Genomic DNA, 14,097 nt, shown 5'->3' with positions numbered 1-14,097 from the left:
GCCGCCGGGTACCTTGCCGGTACTGCGAGCGCCCCTCGGGGCGGCAACTAGATGCCGGCGCGGCGCTGGCGCTTGATGGTGATGCTGTATTCGAGCTGTGGCTTGCGCGTCACGCTGACGGCCTTGCGGCTGACGGTGTCGATGGTGATGTTCCAGAAGCCGCTGGAAGGCACGCTGATCTTCGCCGGAAACTTGATGAAGGCGCCGCCGTGATAGCTGTGCCGACCACGGTTCTTGAAGGCGCGGAAGTTGGCGTCGTTCATCAGGCGGATGTTGCAGGGTTGCGAACACTGGATGACCACCAGATCGCCCTCTTCCAGTTGCTCGCGTTGATGGATGAATTTCATCGTGATCGGACTCGGTGGTGAAACGGGGGCGCAATAGTGCCGCAAGCCGCGCCTGATCGCCAGCAGCGCCGACGATTCGCTTGCACCCGGGGCCCGCACTACCTAGGATGCCCGCCCATCACAGTAGCGCGTCGCTCACATGAAAGCCCTGCTCGATCGCGTGCCCACGCTGATTGCCTGGATCCAGCGTTATCCCGGCCTCGTCGCCCTGTTCGGCTTCTGCTCCGGCGTGGCCAGCTTCGTGCTGGTCGACCGTCAGGCCCATCTGGCCAAGGTCCTCGGTGTCGTGCTGCTGGTCAGCTGGCTGTGGCTGATGATGGAGAGCCTGCTGCGTGAACGCATCGCCCGGCGTTTCGGCTTCGAGCTGCCCCTGCCGCTGCTGCGCTACGCGACGCAGATGATCCACCAGGAAAGCCTGTTCTTCGTCCTGCCGTTCTTCTTCATCACCACCACCTGGAACAGCGGGCAACTGCTGTTCAGCGGCCTGCTCGGCGTCGCGGCACTGGCGTCGATCACCGACCCCATCTACTACCGCTGGCTGGCGCCACGGCGCTGGCTGCTGCTGATGTTGCACAGCCTGGCGCTGTTCGCGGTCATGCTCACGGCGCTGCCGATCATCTTTCACCTCAGCACGCCGGAGAGCTACCGCATCGCCCTGCTGGTCGCCACGGTGCTGGCATTGCCCAGCCTGCCGGGACTGATCGGTTTCGCCGGCTGGCGGCGCATCGTCCTGCTGGCTGCGCTGCCGCTGGTGATGGCCGGTGCGGGCTGGATGGCGCGGGTGTGGGTGCCACCCGCCACCCTGTGGCTGACCGAAGTGGCGATCAGCGACCGTTTCGACGGTACGCAGCGCACTCCGGGCGAGAGCCTGCAACGCATCACCGCCGACCAGCTGCGCGCCAACGGCATCTATGCCTACACCTCGATCAACGCGCCTCGCGGACTGAACGAGCGCATCTATCACGTCTGGCAACACGACGGTCGCGAAGTCGAGCGCATCGCCCTGGATATCCACGGCGGCCGCAAGGAGGGTTATCGCGCCTGGACGCACAAGCTCAACTTCCCCGGCGCGCCCGAAGGTCGCTGGCAGGTGCGGGTCGTCACCGAGGCCGGGCAGATGATCGGCGTGCTGCGCTTCGAGGTGGTCGCGGCCGCGCCGCGCTGAGCGAGGCTATCTGTCCGGCAGGTTGCCATGCAGCTGTCGCCAGGTCGACGGCGACTGCCCGAACTCGTTGCGAAAGGCCTTGGAGAAGGCGGCCAGATCGGCATAGCCGAGTACGTCGGCGAGCAGGGTCAGGGGCATGTTCGATGCCTGTACGTGCCAGCTCGCGGTATCCATCTTCACCCGGTGCACCAGCTGCTTGAAGTGCAACCCCTCCGCCTGCAGCCGGCGCTGCAAAGTGCGTGGATGCAGGCATAACAGCTGCGCGATGTGGCCGAGCGAATGCTGACGCATGCCGAGGGTTTGCGTGATCAGGCTGCGCACCTGCAGCTCGAGGCTGTCCTGCAGGCCGTCGAGCAGCGTACGCAGGTAGTCGTCGAGATGCTGCTCATCGCGCCTGGCCATGGCCAGCACCGGACGCTGCAGCACGCTGGCGGCGTAGATCAGGGAGTCGTGCTCCTGATCGAACAGCACCTCGCAGCCCAGGTGCCGCCGGTAACAGGCGAGCGACGCGACGGGACTGTGGCTGAATGCGATCCGCAACGGATGCAGGTTGGCCCCGCCCATGGCACGCACCATGCGGGCACAGGCGGCGATGGCCATTTCCCGGTACTGCTGACCGCCCTCCTCGGCGAAGAAATGTTCGATACGGCGCACCTCAACCTGGTCGCCGACGGCCGACAGGCGCCAGTGCTCGGCCTTGTTGTGCAAGGCCAGGTAGCGCTGCGCAGCAGAAAAGGCGCCGTGCAGGTCGGCCTCACGCGCCAGCAGGCGACCGAGCGGCCCGAGCATCTGCAACCCCTGGTGGCCAGCCACGCGCAGGCCGAGATCAGGGCAGGCGAGCTGCCGCGCCGCTTCGCAGAGCAGGCGGATCACCTGCTCGATACGGATCAGCCGATCACCGTCGGCCAGCGCCGTGCGGTTCAGCCCAACCGTCGCCAGCAGGTCATCCAGGTTGCCGCCCAGTGCCGTCACCTCGGCCGGCAACCCGGTCAGTGCGGCGCTGCGTACCTCGTAGCGAATGCTCATGGCCACTCCGTGAAGGGCTTGCCCGACGAAGATGCGGTGTTTGTCGTGTCATGACAAGTCGCACGCTCGCTAGCGGCTTAGTCTCACCCCACAACAACAAAAAATCCGAGGTGATCCGTGGCTCAGTACGACCTGATTGTGCAAAGCGGCCGCTACTTCGACGGTAGCGCAGCCCCCTCTTCCATTCGCAGCCTGGCCATCAAAGATGGCCGCGTCGCCCTGATCAGCGCCGAGCCGCTGGACGAGCACCTGGCCGAGCGCGTCATCGATGCCCGTGGCAAGTGGATCACCCCCGGCTTCCTCGACACCCACACCCATTACGATGCCGAGCTGATCGTCGCCCCCGGCCTGTCGGAGTCGGTGCGTCACGGGGTGACCACGGTACTGGTCGGTAGCTGCTCGCTGAGCATGGTCTGCAGCCAGGCCGAGGATGCATCCGACATCTTCACCCGCGTAGAAACCGTACCGCGCGAGAAGGTGCTGCCGATCCTGCAGACACGCAAGACCTGGAGCGGCCCGCGGCAGTGGCGCGAGTTCATCGACCAGCACCCCCTGGGGCCGAACCTGATCAGTTTCCTTGGCCACAGCGACCTGCGCGTGGCGGTGATGGGCCTGCACCGCGCCACCGATCGTCAGGTCGTACCCAGCGCAGCGGAACAGCAGCGCATGGAAGCCGTACTCGAAGAGGCGCTGGATTGCGGCTTTCTCGGGCTGTCCACCATGTGTCTGAAATGGGACAAGATCGACGGCGACCGCGAATGGTCGAAAAGCCTGCCCAGCACCTATGCACGCTGGCGCGAGATACGCCGCCTGAACCGCCTGCTGCGCCAGCGCGGCCGGGTGCACCAGGGCGCGCCCAACGCCGCCAATCCGTTGCAGATCACCCAGTACCTCGGCGAGGCCATCGGCCTGTTGCGCAAGCCGCTGAAGACCACGCTGATTTCCCTGCTCGACCTCAAGGGCAATCGCAGCCTGGCGCTGCTTGCCCGTGTTTCCGCCTGGCTGACCAATCGCCTGGGCGGCGACTTCCGCTGGCAACTGCTGCCCACGCCCTTCGCCATCTACGCCGACGGCATGGATATCGTGCTGTTCGAGGAATTCGGCGCGGGCGAGATGGCCCTGGACGTCAAGGACCAGCTGGAGCGCAACAAGCTGCTGCAGGACGAGCAGTACCGCCGCACCTTCCGCAAGTACTACGCCGACAAGCTGTCGCCACGGGTCTGGCAGCGCGACTTCGGCGACGCGGTGATCCTCGGCTGCCCGGACACCTCGCTGGTGGGCAGGAACTTCGCCGACGTGGCCCGCGAACGCGGCCTGCATGTCGTCGACCTGTTTCTCGACATGGTGGTGCAGTACGGCCGCCAGCTGCGCTGGTTCACCGTGATCGGCAATCACCGCCGCGACAAGCTGCGCGAGATGGTGCGCAGCCCCAACACCCTGATCACCTTCTCCGACGCCGGGGCGCACATCCGCAACATGGCCTTCTACAACCTGCCGCTGCGTTTTCTCAAGCTGGTCAAGGACAGCCATGACGAGGGCCAGCCGGTGATGAGCCTGGAACAGGCGGTCCATCGCCTGACCGGCGAACAGGCCGACTGGCTCGGTATCGACGCCGGCTACATCCGCCTGGGTGACCGCGCCGACCTGGTACTGCTCGACCCCGAGGGCCTGCGGCAGAACCTGGAGCAGGAGAACTGGGACGAGATGCAGGGCTTCGGCATCCCGCGCATGGTCTGCCGCAATCCCGGCTGCGTCAGCCATGTGCTGATCAATGGCCGCCTGGCCGTGGACGATGAACGCATCGCCACCGAGCTGGGCCACGCACGGGGCTACGGCCAGTTCCTCGCGGCGCGCTGAAACGCCCTACGCACGGGCGCGCGGCGGTGGTAGCATGCGCGCCCCATGCAGCTCACCGAACTTTCTCGCCGTCTCGCCGACCTTGGCGCCAAACCCCAGCATATCGGGCGCATCACCCGTGCCTGGCTGCAGGGCAAGCCGCTGGATGCCGGGACCAAGCATCAGAAGACCGAGAACTTCCTGCCGCTGACGGTACGCGAAGGCTTGCCGGCAATCGCCGCCAGCCTCGAGCAACTGGCCAGGGTCAGTACCGAGCACCCCGGGGCCGACGGTTCGTCACGCCTGCTGGTGGAGCTGGCCGACCGGCAGATGGTCGAGAGCGTGCTGCTGCCGCGTGACGGCCTGTGCATCTCCAGCCAGGTGGGCTGCGCCGTGGGTTGCACCTTCTGCATGACCGGCAAGAGCGGCCTGCTGCGTCAGCTCAGCAGTGCCGAAATGGTCGCCCAGGTGGTGCTGGGCCGGCGCCGCCGCGCCGTGAAGAAAGTCGTGTTCATGGGCATGGGCGAGCCCGCGCACAACCTCGACAACGTGCTAGAAGCCATCGATCTGCTTGGCACCGAAGGAGGAATCGGCCACCGCAACCTGGTGTTCTCCACCGTCGGTGACCCGCGTGTGTTCGAGCGCCTGCCGCAGCAACGCGTGCGCCCCGCCCTGGCGCTGTCACTGCACACCACCGATGCCGAGCTGCGCCAGCGCCTGCTGCCGAGAGCGCCACGCATCGACCCCGAGCGGCTGATGGAGCTGGGCGAGGCCTACGCCCGCGCCATCGATTATCCGATCCAGTACCAGTGGACGCTGCTCAGGGGCATCAATGACAGCCAGGCGGAGCTGGACAACATCCTGCGTCTGTTCAAGGGCAAGTTCGCGGTGCTCAACCTGATCCCGTACAACAGCCTGGAAGCCGACGAGTACCAGCGCCCCGATGGCGAGCGTATCGTCGAGATCGTCCGCTACCTGCACAGCCGGGGCGTGCTGACCAAGGTGCGCAACTCGGCCGGCCAGGATGTCGACGGCGGCTGTGGCCAGCTGCGTGCCCGCGCCGTGGACGTGGTCAACACCAGTCGCCTGCACAGAAGTCGCGCCTGACGCTCAAGAATGGCATCCGCCAGCCGATAGCCCCTCTACAGAGAGACCACACGTCCTGTCGGTGAAATACCGGCACTGTAATAGGTTTGCCACAAGCCGCATTGCATGGATGCAGCCCCGTCGTTTTGGCGCTCAGGAGCCCATTCATGAAGATTGCCCACAAGGTCGGTATCGCTGCCGCTACCGTGCTGTTCCTTACTACCAGCCTGCTGTCGCTGTCCCAGGTCAGCCAGGTGCGCGACACCCTGCGCAGTCAGGTCGAATCCAGTATCAGCGAGTCGAGCAACGCGCTCGCCAGGCAGATCGAGAACTGGCTCAACGCCAAGTTGCGCCTGATCGACCTGATGGCACAGACCATCGACAGCAGCTACAGCCCGGAAGAAAACCAGCGGGTATTCGATGCCCCGCTGCTGAAGAACGAGTTCATTCTGGTGTTCGGCGCACTGGAAGCGGACGGCAAGCCGATCAAGAACAGTGAAGAGTGGAAGCCCAGCGCCGACTGGGATGGCCGCAAACGCCCGTGGTACGCCACCGGCAAGGCCGGCAGCCAGGCCGTGCTGACCGAACCCTACGTGGACTCCACCACCAACGAGATTCTCATCTCCGCCGTCGCCCGGATCAGCGACGCGGGCAAGTTCCTCGGCGTATTCGGTGGCGACATCCGCCTGCAGTCGGTCGCCGACGCGGTCAACACCCTGGACTTCAACGGCGCCGGCTACGCCTTCCTGCTCAGCCGCTCGGGCAACATCATTTCCCACCCGGACGCCAGCTACAACGGCAAGGCCTACAGTGAGCTGTTCGATGGCCAGAGCCCGGCCCTGGGCAAGGAACTGCACGAGGTCGATGCCGACGGCAAGAGCCTGCTGGTGTCCTTCACCCCCCTGCCCAATCTGCGCGGCATGGACTGGTACATCGGCGTGGTGCTCGACGAGAGCGTGGTGATGGCCGAGGCCGATCGCCTGACCTGGCTGGCCGTGGGCGGCACCGTGGTAGGCGTGGCCATCAGCCTGGTGGTGCTCGGCCTGCTGATGAACAGCCTGCTCAAGCCGCTCGGCCTGCTCAGCACCTCGCTGCGCGAGATCAACAGCGGCGAAGGCGACCTGACCCGGCGCCTGGCGATCACCAGCAATGACGAGATCGGCGAGCTGTCGCTGGAGTTCAACCGTTTCCTGCAAACCCTGCAGACGCTGATCGGCGACGTGATGGGCAGCTCGCACCAGGTGCGCGAAAGCACCGCGCTGACATCGCAGGAGTCGGAACAGGCGGCCCGCCGCCTGCAGGAGCAGCTGCAGGAACTCGACCAGCTGGCCACCGCCATGCAGGAGATGGCCTCCACCGCCGAGGAAGTGGCACGCAACGCCCAGGCAGCAGCCCAGGCGGCCGTCGCGGCCAACGAGGAGACCGAAAGCGGCGTGCGCGTGGTCTCGCAGTCGAGTTCGGCGATTCGCCACCTGGCCGACGAGATGGACCAGACCAGCCACGCGATCAACGAACTGGCCAAGCTCAGCCACAACATCGAGTCGATCCTGCAGGTGATCACCAGCATCGCCGAGCAGACCAACCTGCTGGCCCTCAACGCCGCCATCGAGGCCGCGCGTGCCGGCGAGTCCGGACGCGGCTTCGCCGTGGTCGCCGACGAGGTTCGCTCGCTGGCTTCGCGCACGCAGCAGGCGACCCAGGAAATCCGCCAGATGATCGACCAGCTGCAGGGCGGCGTACGCCAGGCGGAGAGCCGCATGCAGCAGAGCCGTGATACGGCCAGCAAGACCGCCGAAGAAGCCGGCGCGGCCAACGACATGCTCGGCCGCATCCGCGAGGCGATCACCCGCATCAACGACATGAACCTGCAGATTGCCACGGCGGCCGAGGAACAGAGCGCAACCACCGAGGAAATCAACCGCAACACCACCAACATCCGCGACATCAGTCATGAGCTGGCTGGCGGCGCCGAGCAACAGGTGCGCCAGTGCGCCTCGATGGTGGAACAGGTTGGCCAGCAGGACAGCCTGCTGGGGCGCTTCAAGGTCTGACGTCTGGGCAGGCAGCGCCCGGCTGCCAGCGAAGCACAGGAAAACGCCGCGAGCCTGCAGAGGCTCGCGGCGTTTGTGCTATCCAGGGCGGGTGGTGATCAGACGCCGCTCTTGACCTTGCTCCAGATGCGCGTGCGCACCCGGTCGATCTTCAGCGGCATGGCCTCCAGCGTGTACAGCTTGTCCATCACCGACTCTGGTGGGTACACGGTCGGGTCGACCTTCAGGGCGGGCTCGACCAGCGCATCGGCCTTGGCGTTGCCATTGGCATACTTCACGTGGTTGCTGATGGCCGCCATCACTTCCGGCTGCAGCAGGTAGTTCATGAAGGCGTAGGCGCCCTCCTCGTTGCTGGCGTCGACTGGCATCGCCACCATGTCGAACCAGATCGGCGCGCCCTCCTTGGGGATCTCATAGCGGATCTTCACCCCGTTGCCTGCCTCGGCGGCTCGCGCGCCGGCCTGCATGATGTCGCCGGAGAAACCCACGGCCATGCAGATCTCGCCATTGGCCAGGTCGCCGACGTACTTGGACGAGTGGAAATAACGCACGTTCTTGCGCATCTCCATCAGCAGTGCCTCGGCACGCTTGTAGTCGTCAGGGTTCTTGCTGTGATGGGGCAAGCCCAGGTGATGCAGGGCGATGGGCAGCATCTCCGGACCGTTGTCCAGAATCGCCACGCCACACTGGCTGAGCCTGGCCAGCTTGCTCGGGTCGAACAACACGTCCCAGCTGTCCATCGCCGCATCGTCGCCCAGCACCTCACGCACCTTGTCGACGTTGTAGCCGATGCCGGTGCTGCCCCACAGATAGGGGAAGCCATGCGCGTTGCCGGGGTCGTTCACCTCCAGCGCCTTCATCAGCACCGGGTTGAGGTTGCTCCAGTTGGGCAGCTTGCTGCGGTCCAGCTTCTTCAGCGCACCACCCTGAATCTGTCGGGCCATGAAGTGGTTGGAGGGAAACACCACGTCATAGCCTGAACGCCCGGCCATCAGCTTGGCGTCCAGCGTCTCGTTGCTGTCGTAGACATCGTAGTGCGTCGCCAGGCCGCTGCTCTGCTCGAACTGCTTGAGCGTGTCCGGGGCGATGTAGTCGGTCCAGTTGTAGATGCGCACGCTGTCGGCGGCGTGGGCGGTACCGGCCAGCAACAGGCACGGTAGAAGTTTCTTCAGCATGGGTTACCTCGTGAGTTGTTGTTCTAGGCAGTCACTGAAAAAAGCGCCGGATCAGAAGATCAGCACATAGGTCTTGCGCAGCGTTTCTTGTATGTCCCAGATGCCCAGGGTGTTGGCCGGCAACATCAGTGCGTCACCTGCTGCGATCTCGATCGGTTCGCCGCCATCCGGGGTGAAGGTGCAGCGCCCGGCGATGAAGTGGCAGAACTCCTGCTGCACGATCTGCCGGCGCCAACGCCCCGGTGTGCACTCCCAGACGCCGGTCTCGACGCCATCGCTGCGTTCGACGCTGGTGGTCGAGGCCACCGCCACCGGCTCGCTCAGCGGCACGGCCACCGGGTTGGACTCATCCAGGACGATGTCCGGGGTATTGCGGAAATGGGTGATGTTCATGTGAGCTCCAGGTTGAAGGTCGGTGAGAGCCAGGCACTCGCTCAGCTCATCAGGCTTTCCATGCGCCCCGCCACGGCTTGCGCCAGGCGTCGTCGCCAGGCCGGACTGCGCGGGTTGGCGAGCACCTCGTCCTCGTGGACGAAGCTGCGGATGATCGCGTTGTAGCCGAGCCAGCGGCATGGCTCGGGCTCCCAGCGGCGCAGACGGGAAACCGGGCTGTCAGCCAGCACCCAGGGCTGTCGCAGCAGTTCGCTGTCATGTCCGAGAATCAGGTCGGCCAGGGTTCGCCCGGCCAGGTTGGTGGCCCCCACGCCCTCGCCACCGTAACCGCCGGCCAGGGCAATCCGGTTGCGCGCATCGCGCAACATGTGCGGCTGGAAGCGCCTCGCCATGCCGAGGTTGCCGCCCCATGAGTGGGTGAAGCGCACGTTGCGCAGCTGCGGGAAGATCTCCCCCATCAGGTAGCGACGCAGGTCCAGTTCGTCCCGGGTCAGGCTGAAGTCGCTGCGCAGGCGCCCGCCGAAGCGATAGCCGCCACGCGCGCCGAAGATCAGCCGATCATCCAGGCTGCGCTGGCCGTAGGTGACCTGCCGGCTGAACTCGCTGAACGCCTGGCCACGTTCCAGGCCGATCCCCGCCCATACATCCGCAGGCAGGGGCTCGGTGGCGACGATCAGGCTCTGCACCGGCAACTGGTGATTGCCCAGCGGCGGCAGGGTCGCGGCATAGCCCTCGATGGCCGGCACCACCCAGTCGGCCGTGACACGCCCCTGGGCAGTGCGCACCACACCGGGCTGCCAGTCGATCACCGGGCTGCGTTCATACAACTCGACGCCCATGCCCTCGACGCAGCGGGCCAGCCCGCGCACCAGCCTGGCGGGCTGAATGGTCGCGCAGTGGGGGCTGTACAGCGCACCGTAGGCATTGGCCATACGCAACTGCTCGCCCAGCTCGCTCGGTGCCAGCCAGCGATAGTCCTCCTCGCCCAGGCCCAGGGCGCGCAGCTCGGCGAGATACTCGCGCAAGCGCACCTCCTGCTCCGGGTAACGCGCGGCGCAATAGAGCACCCCGCCCTTGCGCAGGTCGCAGTCGATGCCCTCGCGCCCGACCACCGCCGCCACCTCATCGGGAATGCCGTGCAGCAGGTCGAACGAGGCCTTGCGTTCGGCCGCGGGCAAGGCGGCCAACATGCGATCCTCGCCGAGCAGATTGCCCATCAGCCAGCCACCGTTGCGCCCGGAGGCACCGAATCCTGCGGTCTCGGCCTCCAGGATCACCACGCGCAGTTGCGGCGCCTGGCGCTTGAGGTAGTAGGCCGTCCACAGCCCGGTATAGCCCGCGCCGATGATCGCCACGTCCGCCTGCAGGTCCGCCTGCAAGGCGGCTCGCGCCTGCTGGGGCTCGTCGAGCTGATCCATCCACAGGCTGATGTTGCGCCAGGAATTCATCCTCGCCTCCGTCATCAATCGATGGCCCAAGGCTAGAGGCGTCGAACGGTCGCTGTCTTGCGTGCGTGCCCGCGAGGAAAATTGCCGACCTGCCCGATCCGGCCGGCTCGCCCGTGCAGTCCGCACAAGGGCGTATCGCCTAGCGTGACCCAGGTCATGCTATCGCCCGGCCAGTATTGATCCTGCCACCTGAGCTGGGCACCCTATGCCCAGCCCGGATCTAAGGAAGGAAACCGCCATGCTGGATGCCAACCAGGCGCATATCACCCTCACCATTCCCGCCGTCGAAAGCGACCTGCAAGTGCTCTCGTTCACTGGCCGGGAAATGCTTAACAAGCCCTACCGCTTCGATATCGAGCTGGTCAGCCCGCGTGCCGACCTCGACCTCAACGAGCTGATCAACCAGACCGCCTACCTGGCCTTCGGCCCGAGCGACAAGGGTGTCCACGGCATCATTCATGGCATCACCCAGGGCGACTCCGGCAAGCGCCTGACGCGCTACCACATCGACCTGCGCCCCAGCCTGGCCTACCTGGGCCACAGCTTCGACCAGCGCATCTTCCAGCACCTGACCGCCCCGCAGATCATCGCCGCCGTACTCGAAGAACACGGCTTGCTGGACGGCACCGACTACCGCATGCAGTTCGGCCCCTACGTCTACCCCGAGCGCATCTACTGCACCCAGTACGACGAGAGCGACCTGCATTTCATCCAGCGCCTGTGCGAGGAAGAAGGGATCAGCTTCCACTTCCAGCACAGCGAGGACGGCCATGTGCTGGTGTTTGGCGATGACGCCAGCGTCTTCCCCAAGCTCGATCCGCTGAACTACCAGCAGGACAGCGGCCTCTCCGCCGACAACGAAGTGGTCAGCGTCTTCGGCGTGCGCATGGAAACCCGCAGCACTCAGGCCACCTGGCGCGACTACGACTTCGAGCAGCCCAAACTGCAGATGGAGGCGGACTACAGCAGCGAGTTCACCCCGGCGCTGGAGGTCTACGACTATCCCGGACGCTTCACCGATCGCACCCGCGGCAAGCACCTGGCCAAGCGCAGCCTGGAGCGCCTGCGCAGCGACTACGAACTCGCCGAGGGCAAGAGCGACGCCTACCTGGCCAGCGGCCACTTCCTGGCGCTGGCCGGCCACCCGCGCGAACAGTGGAACGACCTCTGGCTGCTGTGCGAAGTCATCCACGAAGGCAAGCAACCGCAGGTGCTGGAAGAGTCGGTCACCAGCCACACCCAGCCGGGTGACGGCTTCCAGCAAGGCTACCGCAACCGCTTCGTCGCCACGCCCTGGGACATTCCCTATCGCCCGCTGCTCGAACATCCCAAGCCCAAGGTCCTGGGCAGCCAGACCGCCGTCGTCACCGGCCCAGCCGGCGAAGAGATCCACTGCGACCAGTACGGGCGGGTGAAAGTGCAGTTCCACTGGGACCGCGACGGCATCGGCAATGACACCACCAGCTGCTGGCTGCGTGTGGCCTCCAACTGGGCCGGCGATGCCTACGGCGGCGTGGCCATCCCGCGGGTAGGCATGGAAGTGCTGGTGACCTTCCTGGAGGGCGACCCCGACCAACCCCTGGTCACCGGTTGCCTCTACCACGCCGAGCATGTGGTGCCCTACGAGCTGCCCGCGAACAAGACCCGCAGCCTGTTCAAGACCCTGAGCAGCCCGGGTGGCGGCGGCTACAACGAATTCCGCATCGAAGACCGCAAGGGCGCCGAGCAGATCTACATCCACGCCGAACGCGACTGGGACGAGAACGTCGAGCACGACCAGAAGATCCGCATCGGCAACGAACGCCACGACACCGTCGAAGCCAACAGCTACGCGGAAATACAGGCCGAGGAACACCGCACCACCGACCTCGACCGCAAGATCGAAGTGCGCGCCAACGACCACCTCACCGTCGCCACCACCCAGCACAACAAGGTCGGCACCGGCCAGTTCATCGAAGCGGGCAGCGAGATTCACTACAACGCTGGCAGCAAGGTGGTGATCGACGCCGGCATGGAACTCACCGCCGCCGGCGGCGGCAGCTTCGTCAAACTCGACCCCAGCGGCGTGACCATCAGCGGCGCGACGATCAAGATGAACTCCGGGGGTGGGCCGGGTAGCGGGTCGGGGTTGAAGATTCTGGCGCCGGTGATTCCGTGGGCGGCGGATAGTGATCGAGCGGGCAACTTGCTTGATCGTGCTATAGCTGGGGAGAAAGTCATGCCTCCCGAACACACGCTAGCCAGGGGGAAATTGACGCCCCCTAAGGGTATCTGCCTCGAATGCCTGCGCAAAGCCATGCGCGAAGGTAACGCGACGCTGGCAGGAGCCTCGGCATGAATGCACTGGACGTCTCGCGAAACGACTGGGAGCAGGCGCTGGCCGCTGGCCATAGCCTGGCCCTGGTAGTGGAGCTTGGCCTGCTATCCTCCGATGCCCGCCAGGCTATTCTGGCCGAGCACAGGCTCTGGCCATTGCTGCATCAGGCCGATATGGAGCATCTACGTTATGAAGGCCCGGCAATGGTCGAGCTAAGCGGCCAACCGTTCAGTGCCTTGCAAGAGCAATACGAACGGCTCGCACCCACTGCACGGCATGGCTGGCTGAGCAGCCGCCTGGACATGCTGCAGTTGCAGCAACATCTGGGCGACGCCCTCGCCTGCCGCGACATCGATGGCGACACGCTGCTGATACGCAGCTATGCGCACAATGTACTGCCCGTCCTTCATGCGCGCCAGGAACAACCCTGGCACGCCTGGCTGTTCGGGCCTATCGAACACTGGTGGCTACCGAGCGCCCAGGGCTGGCAGCGTTTCGAGGGTCTGGCGCAAGGTCGCGTGCCTGCCTATCAGCCCATCGAACTCGACCAGGCGCTGGTCGAGGCGCTGGGCGTCGATCTGCATGCTCAGGCGCTGGTGACCGAGTTGCAACAGCATGCCCCGCAGGTATTTCTCAGCGATTGTCATGGCGAGCGCCTTAACCAGGTCAGCCAGGCACTGTCGCATGCGCGCGAGGCGGGCTTGAGCCAGCAGTCGGATCAATCCTTCCACGCGCTCTACAGCCTGATGAGTGGCCAATCGTTAAGCCAGCGCCCCGATTGGCCATTGATGCTGCAGCGCGTGGAGCATGAGGGGCTGGCCCTCGCCAACGCGCTCGCCGAGCGGAACGAACAGGGATGAAGTGGGCGCCATCATCGCCACACAAAAGCTTGATCGGTTTTTTGCTAGTGGGGGCGTTACTGCTGGTTTATATGGCCTGGGCTTACCAGCAAATGCCTGGAGCCATTCTGTATGGACACAACCATACGGATCGCCCTGTCTTCAGCTATTTCGTTAACGAGGCCTGGGGTGGCAATGGTGGGGCCGTATGCTGCACGCGTATCGAAGGCGATGTGCTGACAGTGCAGTGGATCAAGGGACGCACCGGGGAACAGGTTCGCCAGGGCGTTGAAAAGGAGACCATCACCCGGCAAGTGCCCAACCCACCGCGCACCCGGCAAGACAAGTACCTGCATGTGCATTTCTTTCCGGGGGATCAGGTTCGTCTGTTCTGGAGCCCCAATCTGGACAGTC

Annotated in this window: 12 protein-coding genes and 1 pseudogene; 8 read left to right on the top strand and 5 right to left on the bottom strand. The window is 65.2% G+C overall.

Annotation, left to right across the window (positions count from 1 at the left end):
• Nucleotides 1-47 precede the first annotated feature (47 nt).
• Nucleotides 48-347: a DUF1883 domain-containing protein gene (locus E4487_RS18165; protein ID WP_152488738.1), complete on the bottom strand. Its 300-nt coding sequence runs from the start codon at nt 345-347 to the stop codon at nt 48-50.
• A gap of 139 nt (nt 348-486) precedes the next feature.
• Here E4487_RS18165 and E4487_RS18160 point away from each other — a divergent pair, with 139 nt between their 5' ends.
• Entirely contained in the window at nt 487-1,512 is a 1,026-nt protein-coding gene (locus E4487_RS18160; RefSeq protein ID WP_047591044.1) for a DUF5924 family protein, read from the top strand.
• Nucleotides 1,513-1,518: 6 nt separating this feature from the next.
• On the opposite strand, the gene E4487_RS18155 is transcribed toward E4487_RS18160, so the two are convergent.
• Complete coding sequence (locus tag E4487_RS18155; RefSeq protein WP_175254032.1) at nt 1,519-2,538, bottom strand: AraC family transcriptional regulator; 1,020 nt, start codon at nt 2,536-2,538, stop codon at nt 1,519-1,521.
• 117 nt (nt 2,539-2,655) lie between these two features.
• Here E4487_RS18155 and E4487_RS18150 point away from each other — a divergent pair, with 117 nt between their 5' ends.
• From E4487_RS18150 to E4487_RS24930, 4 genes and pseudogenes are all read left to right on the top strand, one after another.
• Nucleotides 2,656-4,395 carry an amidohydrolase family protein gene (locus tag E4487_RS18150; RefSeq protein WP_175254031.1) on the top strand — a complete coding sequence of 580 codons (1,740 nt, stop codon included), beginning with the start codon at nt 2,656-2,658 and terminating at the stop codon, nt 4,393-4,395.
• Between the two features lie 45 nt (nt 4,396-4,440).
• Complete coding sequence (locus E4487_RS18145; protein WP_175254030.1) at nt 4,441-5,481, top strand: RNA methyltransferase; 1,041 nt, start codon at nt 4,441-4,443, stop codon at nt 5,479-5,481.
• Nucleotides 5,482-5,627: 146 nt separating this feature from the next.
• Nucleotides 5,628-6,653, top strand: a pseudogene (locus tag E4487_RS24935) (cache domain-containing protein); the annotation flags it as partial.
• A 30-nt stretch (nt 6,654-6,683) separates the two neighbouring features.
• Complete coding sequence (locus E4487_RS24930) at nt 6,684-7,511, top strand: methyl-accepting chemotaxis protein (RefSeq protein ID WP_373921543.1); 828 nt, start codon at nt 6,684-6,686, stop codon at nt 7,509-7,511.
• 98 nt (nt 7,512-7,609) lie between these two features.
• Here E4487_RS24930 and E4487_RS18135 read toward each other — a convergent pair whose 3' ends face one another.
• Genes E4487_RS18135 through E4487_RS18125 form a run of 3 tightly spaced genes read right to left on the bottom strand, consistent with a single transcriptional unit; the run spans nt 7,610 to nt 10,527 of the window.
• Nucleotides 7,610-8,686, bottom strand: a complete 1,077-nt coding sequence (locus E4487_RS18135; RefSeq protein WP_175254028.1) for a polyamine ABC transporter substrate-binding protein — start codon at nt 8,684-8,686, stop codon at nt 7,610-7,612.
• A gap of 51 nt (nt 8,687-8,737) precedes the next feature.
• Nucleotides 8,738-9,079 carry a cupin domain-containing protein gene (locus tag E4487_RS18130; RefSeq protein WP_152488743.1) on the bottom strand — a complete coding sequence of 114 codons (342 nt, stop codon included), beginning with the start codon at nt 9,077-9,079 and terminating at the stop codon, nt 8,738-8,740.
• Between the two features lie 41 nt (nt 9,080-9,120).
• Complete coding sequence (locus E4487_RS18125; protein ID WP_175254027.1) at nt 9,121-10,527, bottom strand: FAD-binding oxidoreductase; 1,407 nt, start codon at nt 10,525-10,527, stop codon at nt 9,121-9,123.
• A gap of 238 nt (nt 10,528-10,765) precedes the next feature.
• Between E4487_RS18125 and E4487_RS18120 the strand changes: the two genes are divergently transcribed.
• From E4487_RS18120 to E4487_RS18110, 3 genes are all read left to right on the top strand, one after another.
• Nucleotides 10,766-12,865: a type VI secretion system tip protein VgrG gene (locus E4487_RS18120; RefSeq protein WP_175254026.1), complete on the top strand. Its 2,100-nt coding sequence runs from the start codon at nt 10,766-10,768 to the stop codon at nt 12,863-12,865.
• On the top strand, nt 12,862-13,704 hold the full coding sequence (locus E4487_RS18115; RefSeq protein ID WP_134677931.1) for a DUF4123 domain-containing protein: 843 nt from the start codon (nt 12,862-12,864) through the stop codon (nt 13,702-13,704). Before E4487_RS18120 ends, E4487_RS18115 begins: the two co-directional genes overlap by 4 nt.
• Nucleotides 13,701-14,097, top strand: a 397-nt coding sequence (locus E4487_RS18110) for a DUF3304 domain-containing protein (RefSeq protein ID WP_175254025.1), incomplete at its 3' end; no start/stop codon positions are given. The genes E4487_RS18115 and E4487_RS18110, both read left to right, overlap by 4 nt.

The sequence above is a fragment of the Pseudomonas sp. BMW13 genome (genome assembly GCF_013357275.1).
Lineage (GTDB): Bacteria > Pseudomonadota > Gammaproteobacteria > Pseudomonadales > Pseudomonadaceae > Aquipseudomonas > Aquipseudomonas khazarica.
This window is presented reverse-complemented; position numbering and strand designations above follow the sequence as displayed.

Bases quoted from the DNA above. Each gene is read 5' to 3' on its own strand.
- E4487_RS18130 (WP_152488743.1), bottom strand. From the start codon at position 9,079: ATGAACATCACCCATTTCCGCAATACCCCGGACATCGTCCTGGATGAG.
- E4487_RS18135 (WP_175254028.1), bottom strand. From the start codon at position 8,686: ATGCTGAAGAAACTTCTACCGTGCCTGTTGCTGGCCGGTACCGCCCAC.
- E4487_RS18120 (WP_175254026.1), top strand. From the start codon at position 10,766: ATGCTGGATGCCAACCAGGCGCATATCACCCTCACCATTCCCGCCGTC.
- E4487_RS18160 (WP_047591044.1), top strand. From the start codon at position 487: ATGAAAGCCCTGCTCGATCGCGTGCCCACGCTGATTGCCTGGATCCAG.
- E4487_RS24930 (WP_373921543.1), top strand. From the start codon at position 6,684: ATGGGCAGCTCGCACCAGGTGCGCGAAAGCACCGCGCTGACATCGCAG.
- E4487_RS18165 (WP_152488738.1), bottom strand. From the start codon at position 347: ATGAAATTCATCCATCAACGCGAGCAACTGGAAGAGGGCGATCTGGTG.
- E4487_RS18155 (WP_175254032.1), bottom strand. From the start codon at position 2,538: ATGAGCATTCGCTACGAGGTACGCAGCGCCGCACTGACCGGGTTGCCG.
- E4487_RS18145 (WP_175254030.1), top strand. From the start codon at position 4,441: ATGCAGCTCACCGAACTTTCTCGCCGTCTCGCCGACCTTGGCGCCAAA.
- E4487_RS18115 (WP_134677931.1), top strand. From the start codon at position 12,862: ATGAATGCACTGGACGTCTCGCGAAACGACTGGGAGCAGGCGCTGGCC.
- E4487_RS18125 (WP_175254027.1), bottom strand. From the start codon at position 10,527: ATGAATTCCTGGCGCAACATCAGCCTGTGGATGGATCAGCTCGACGAG.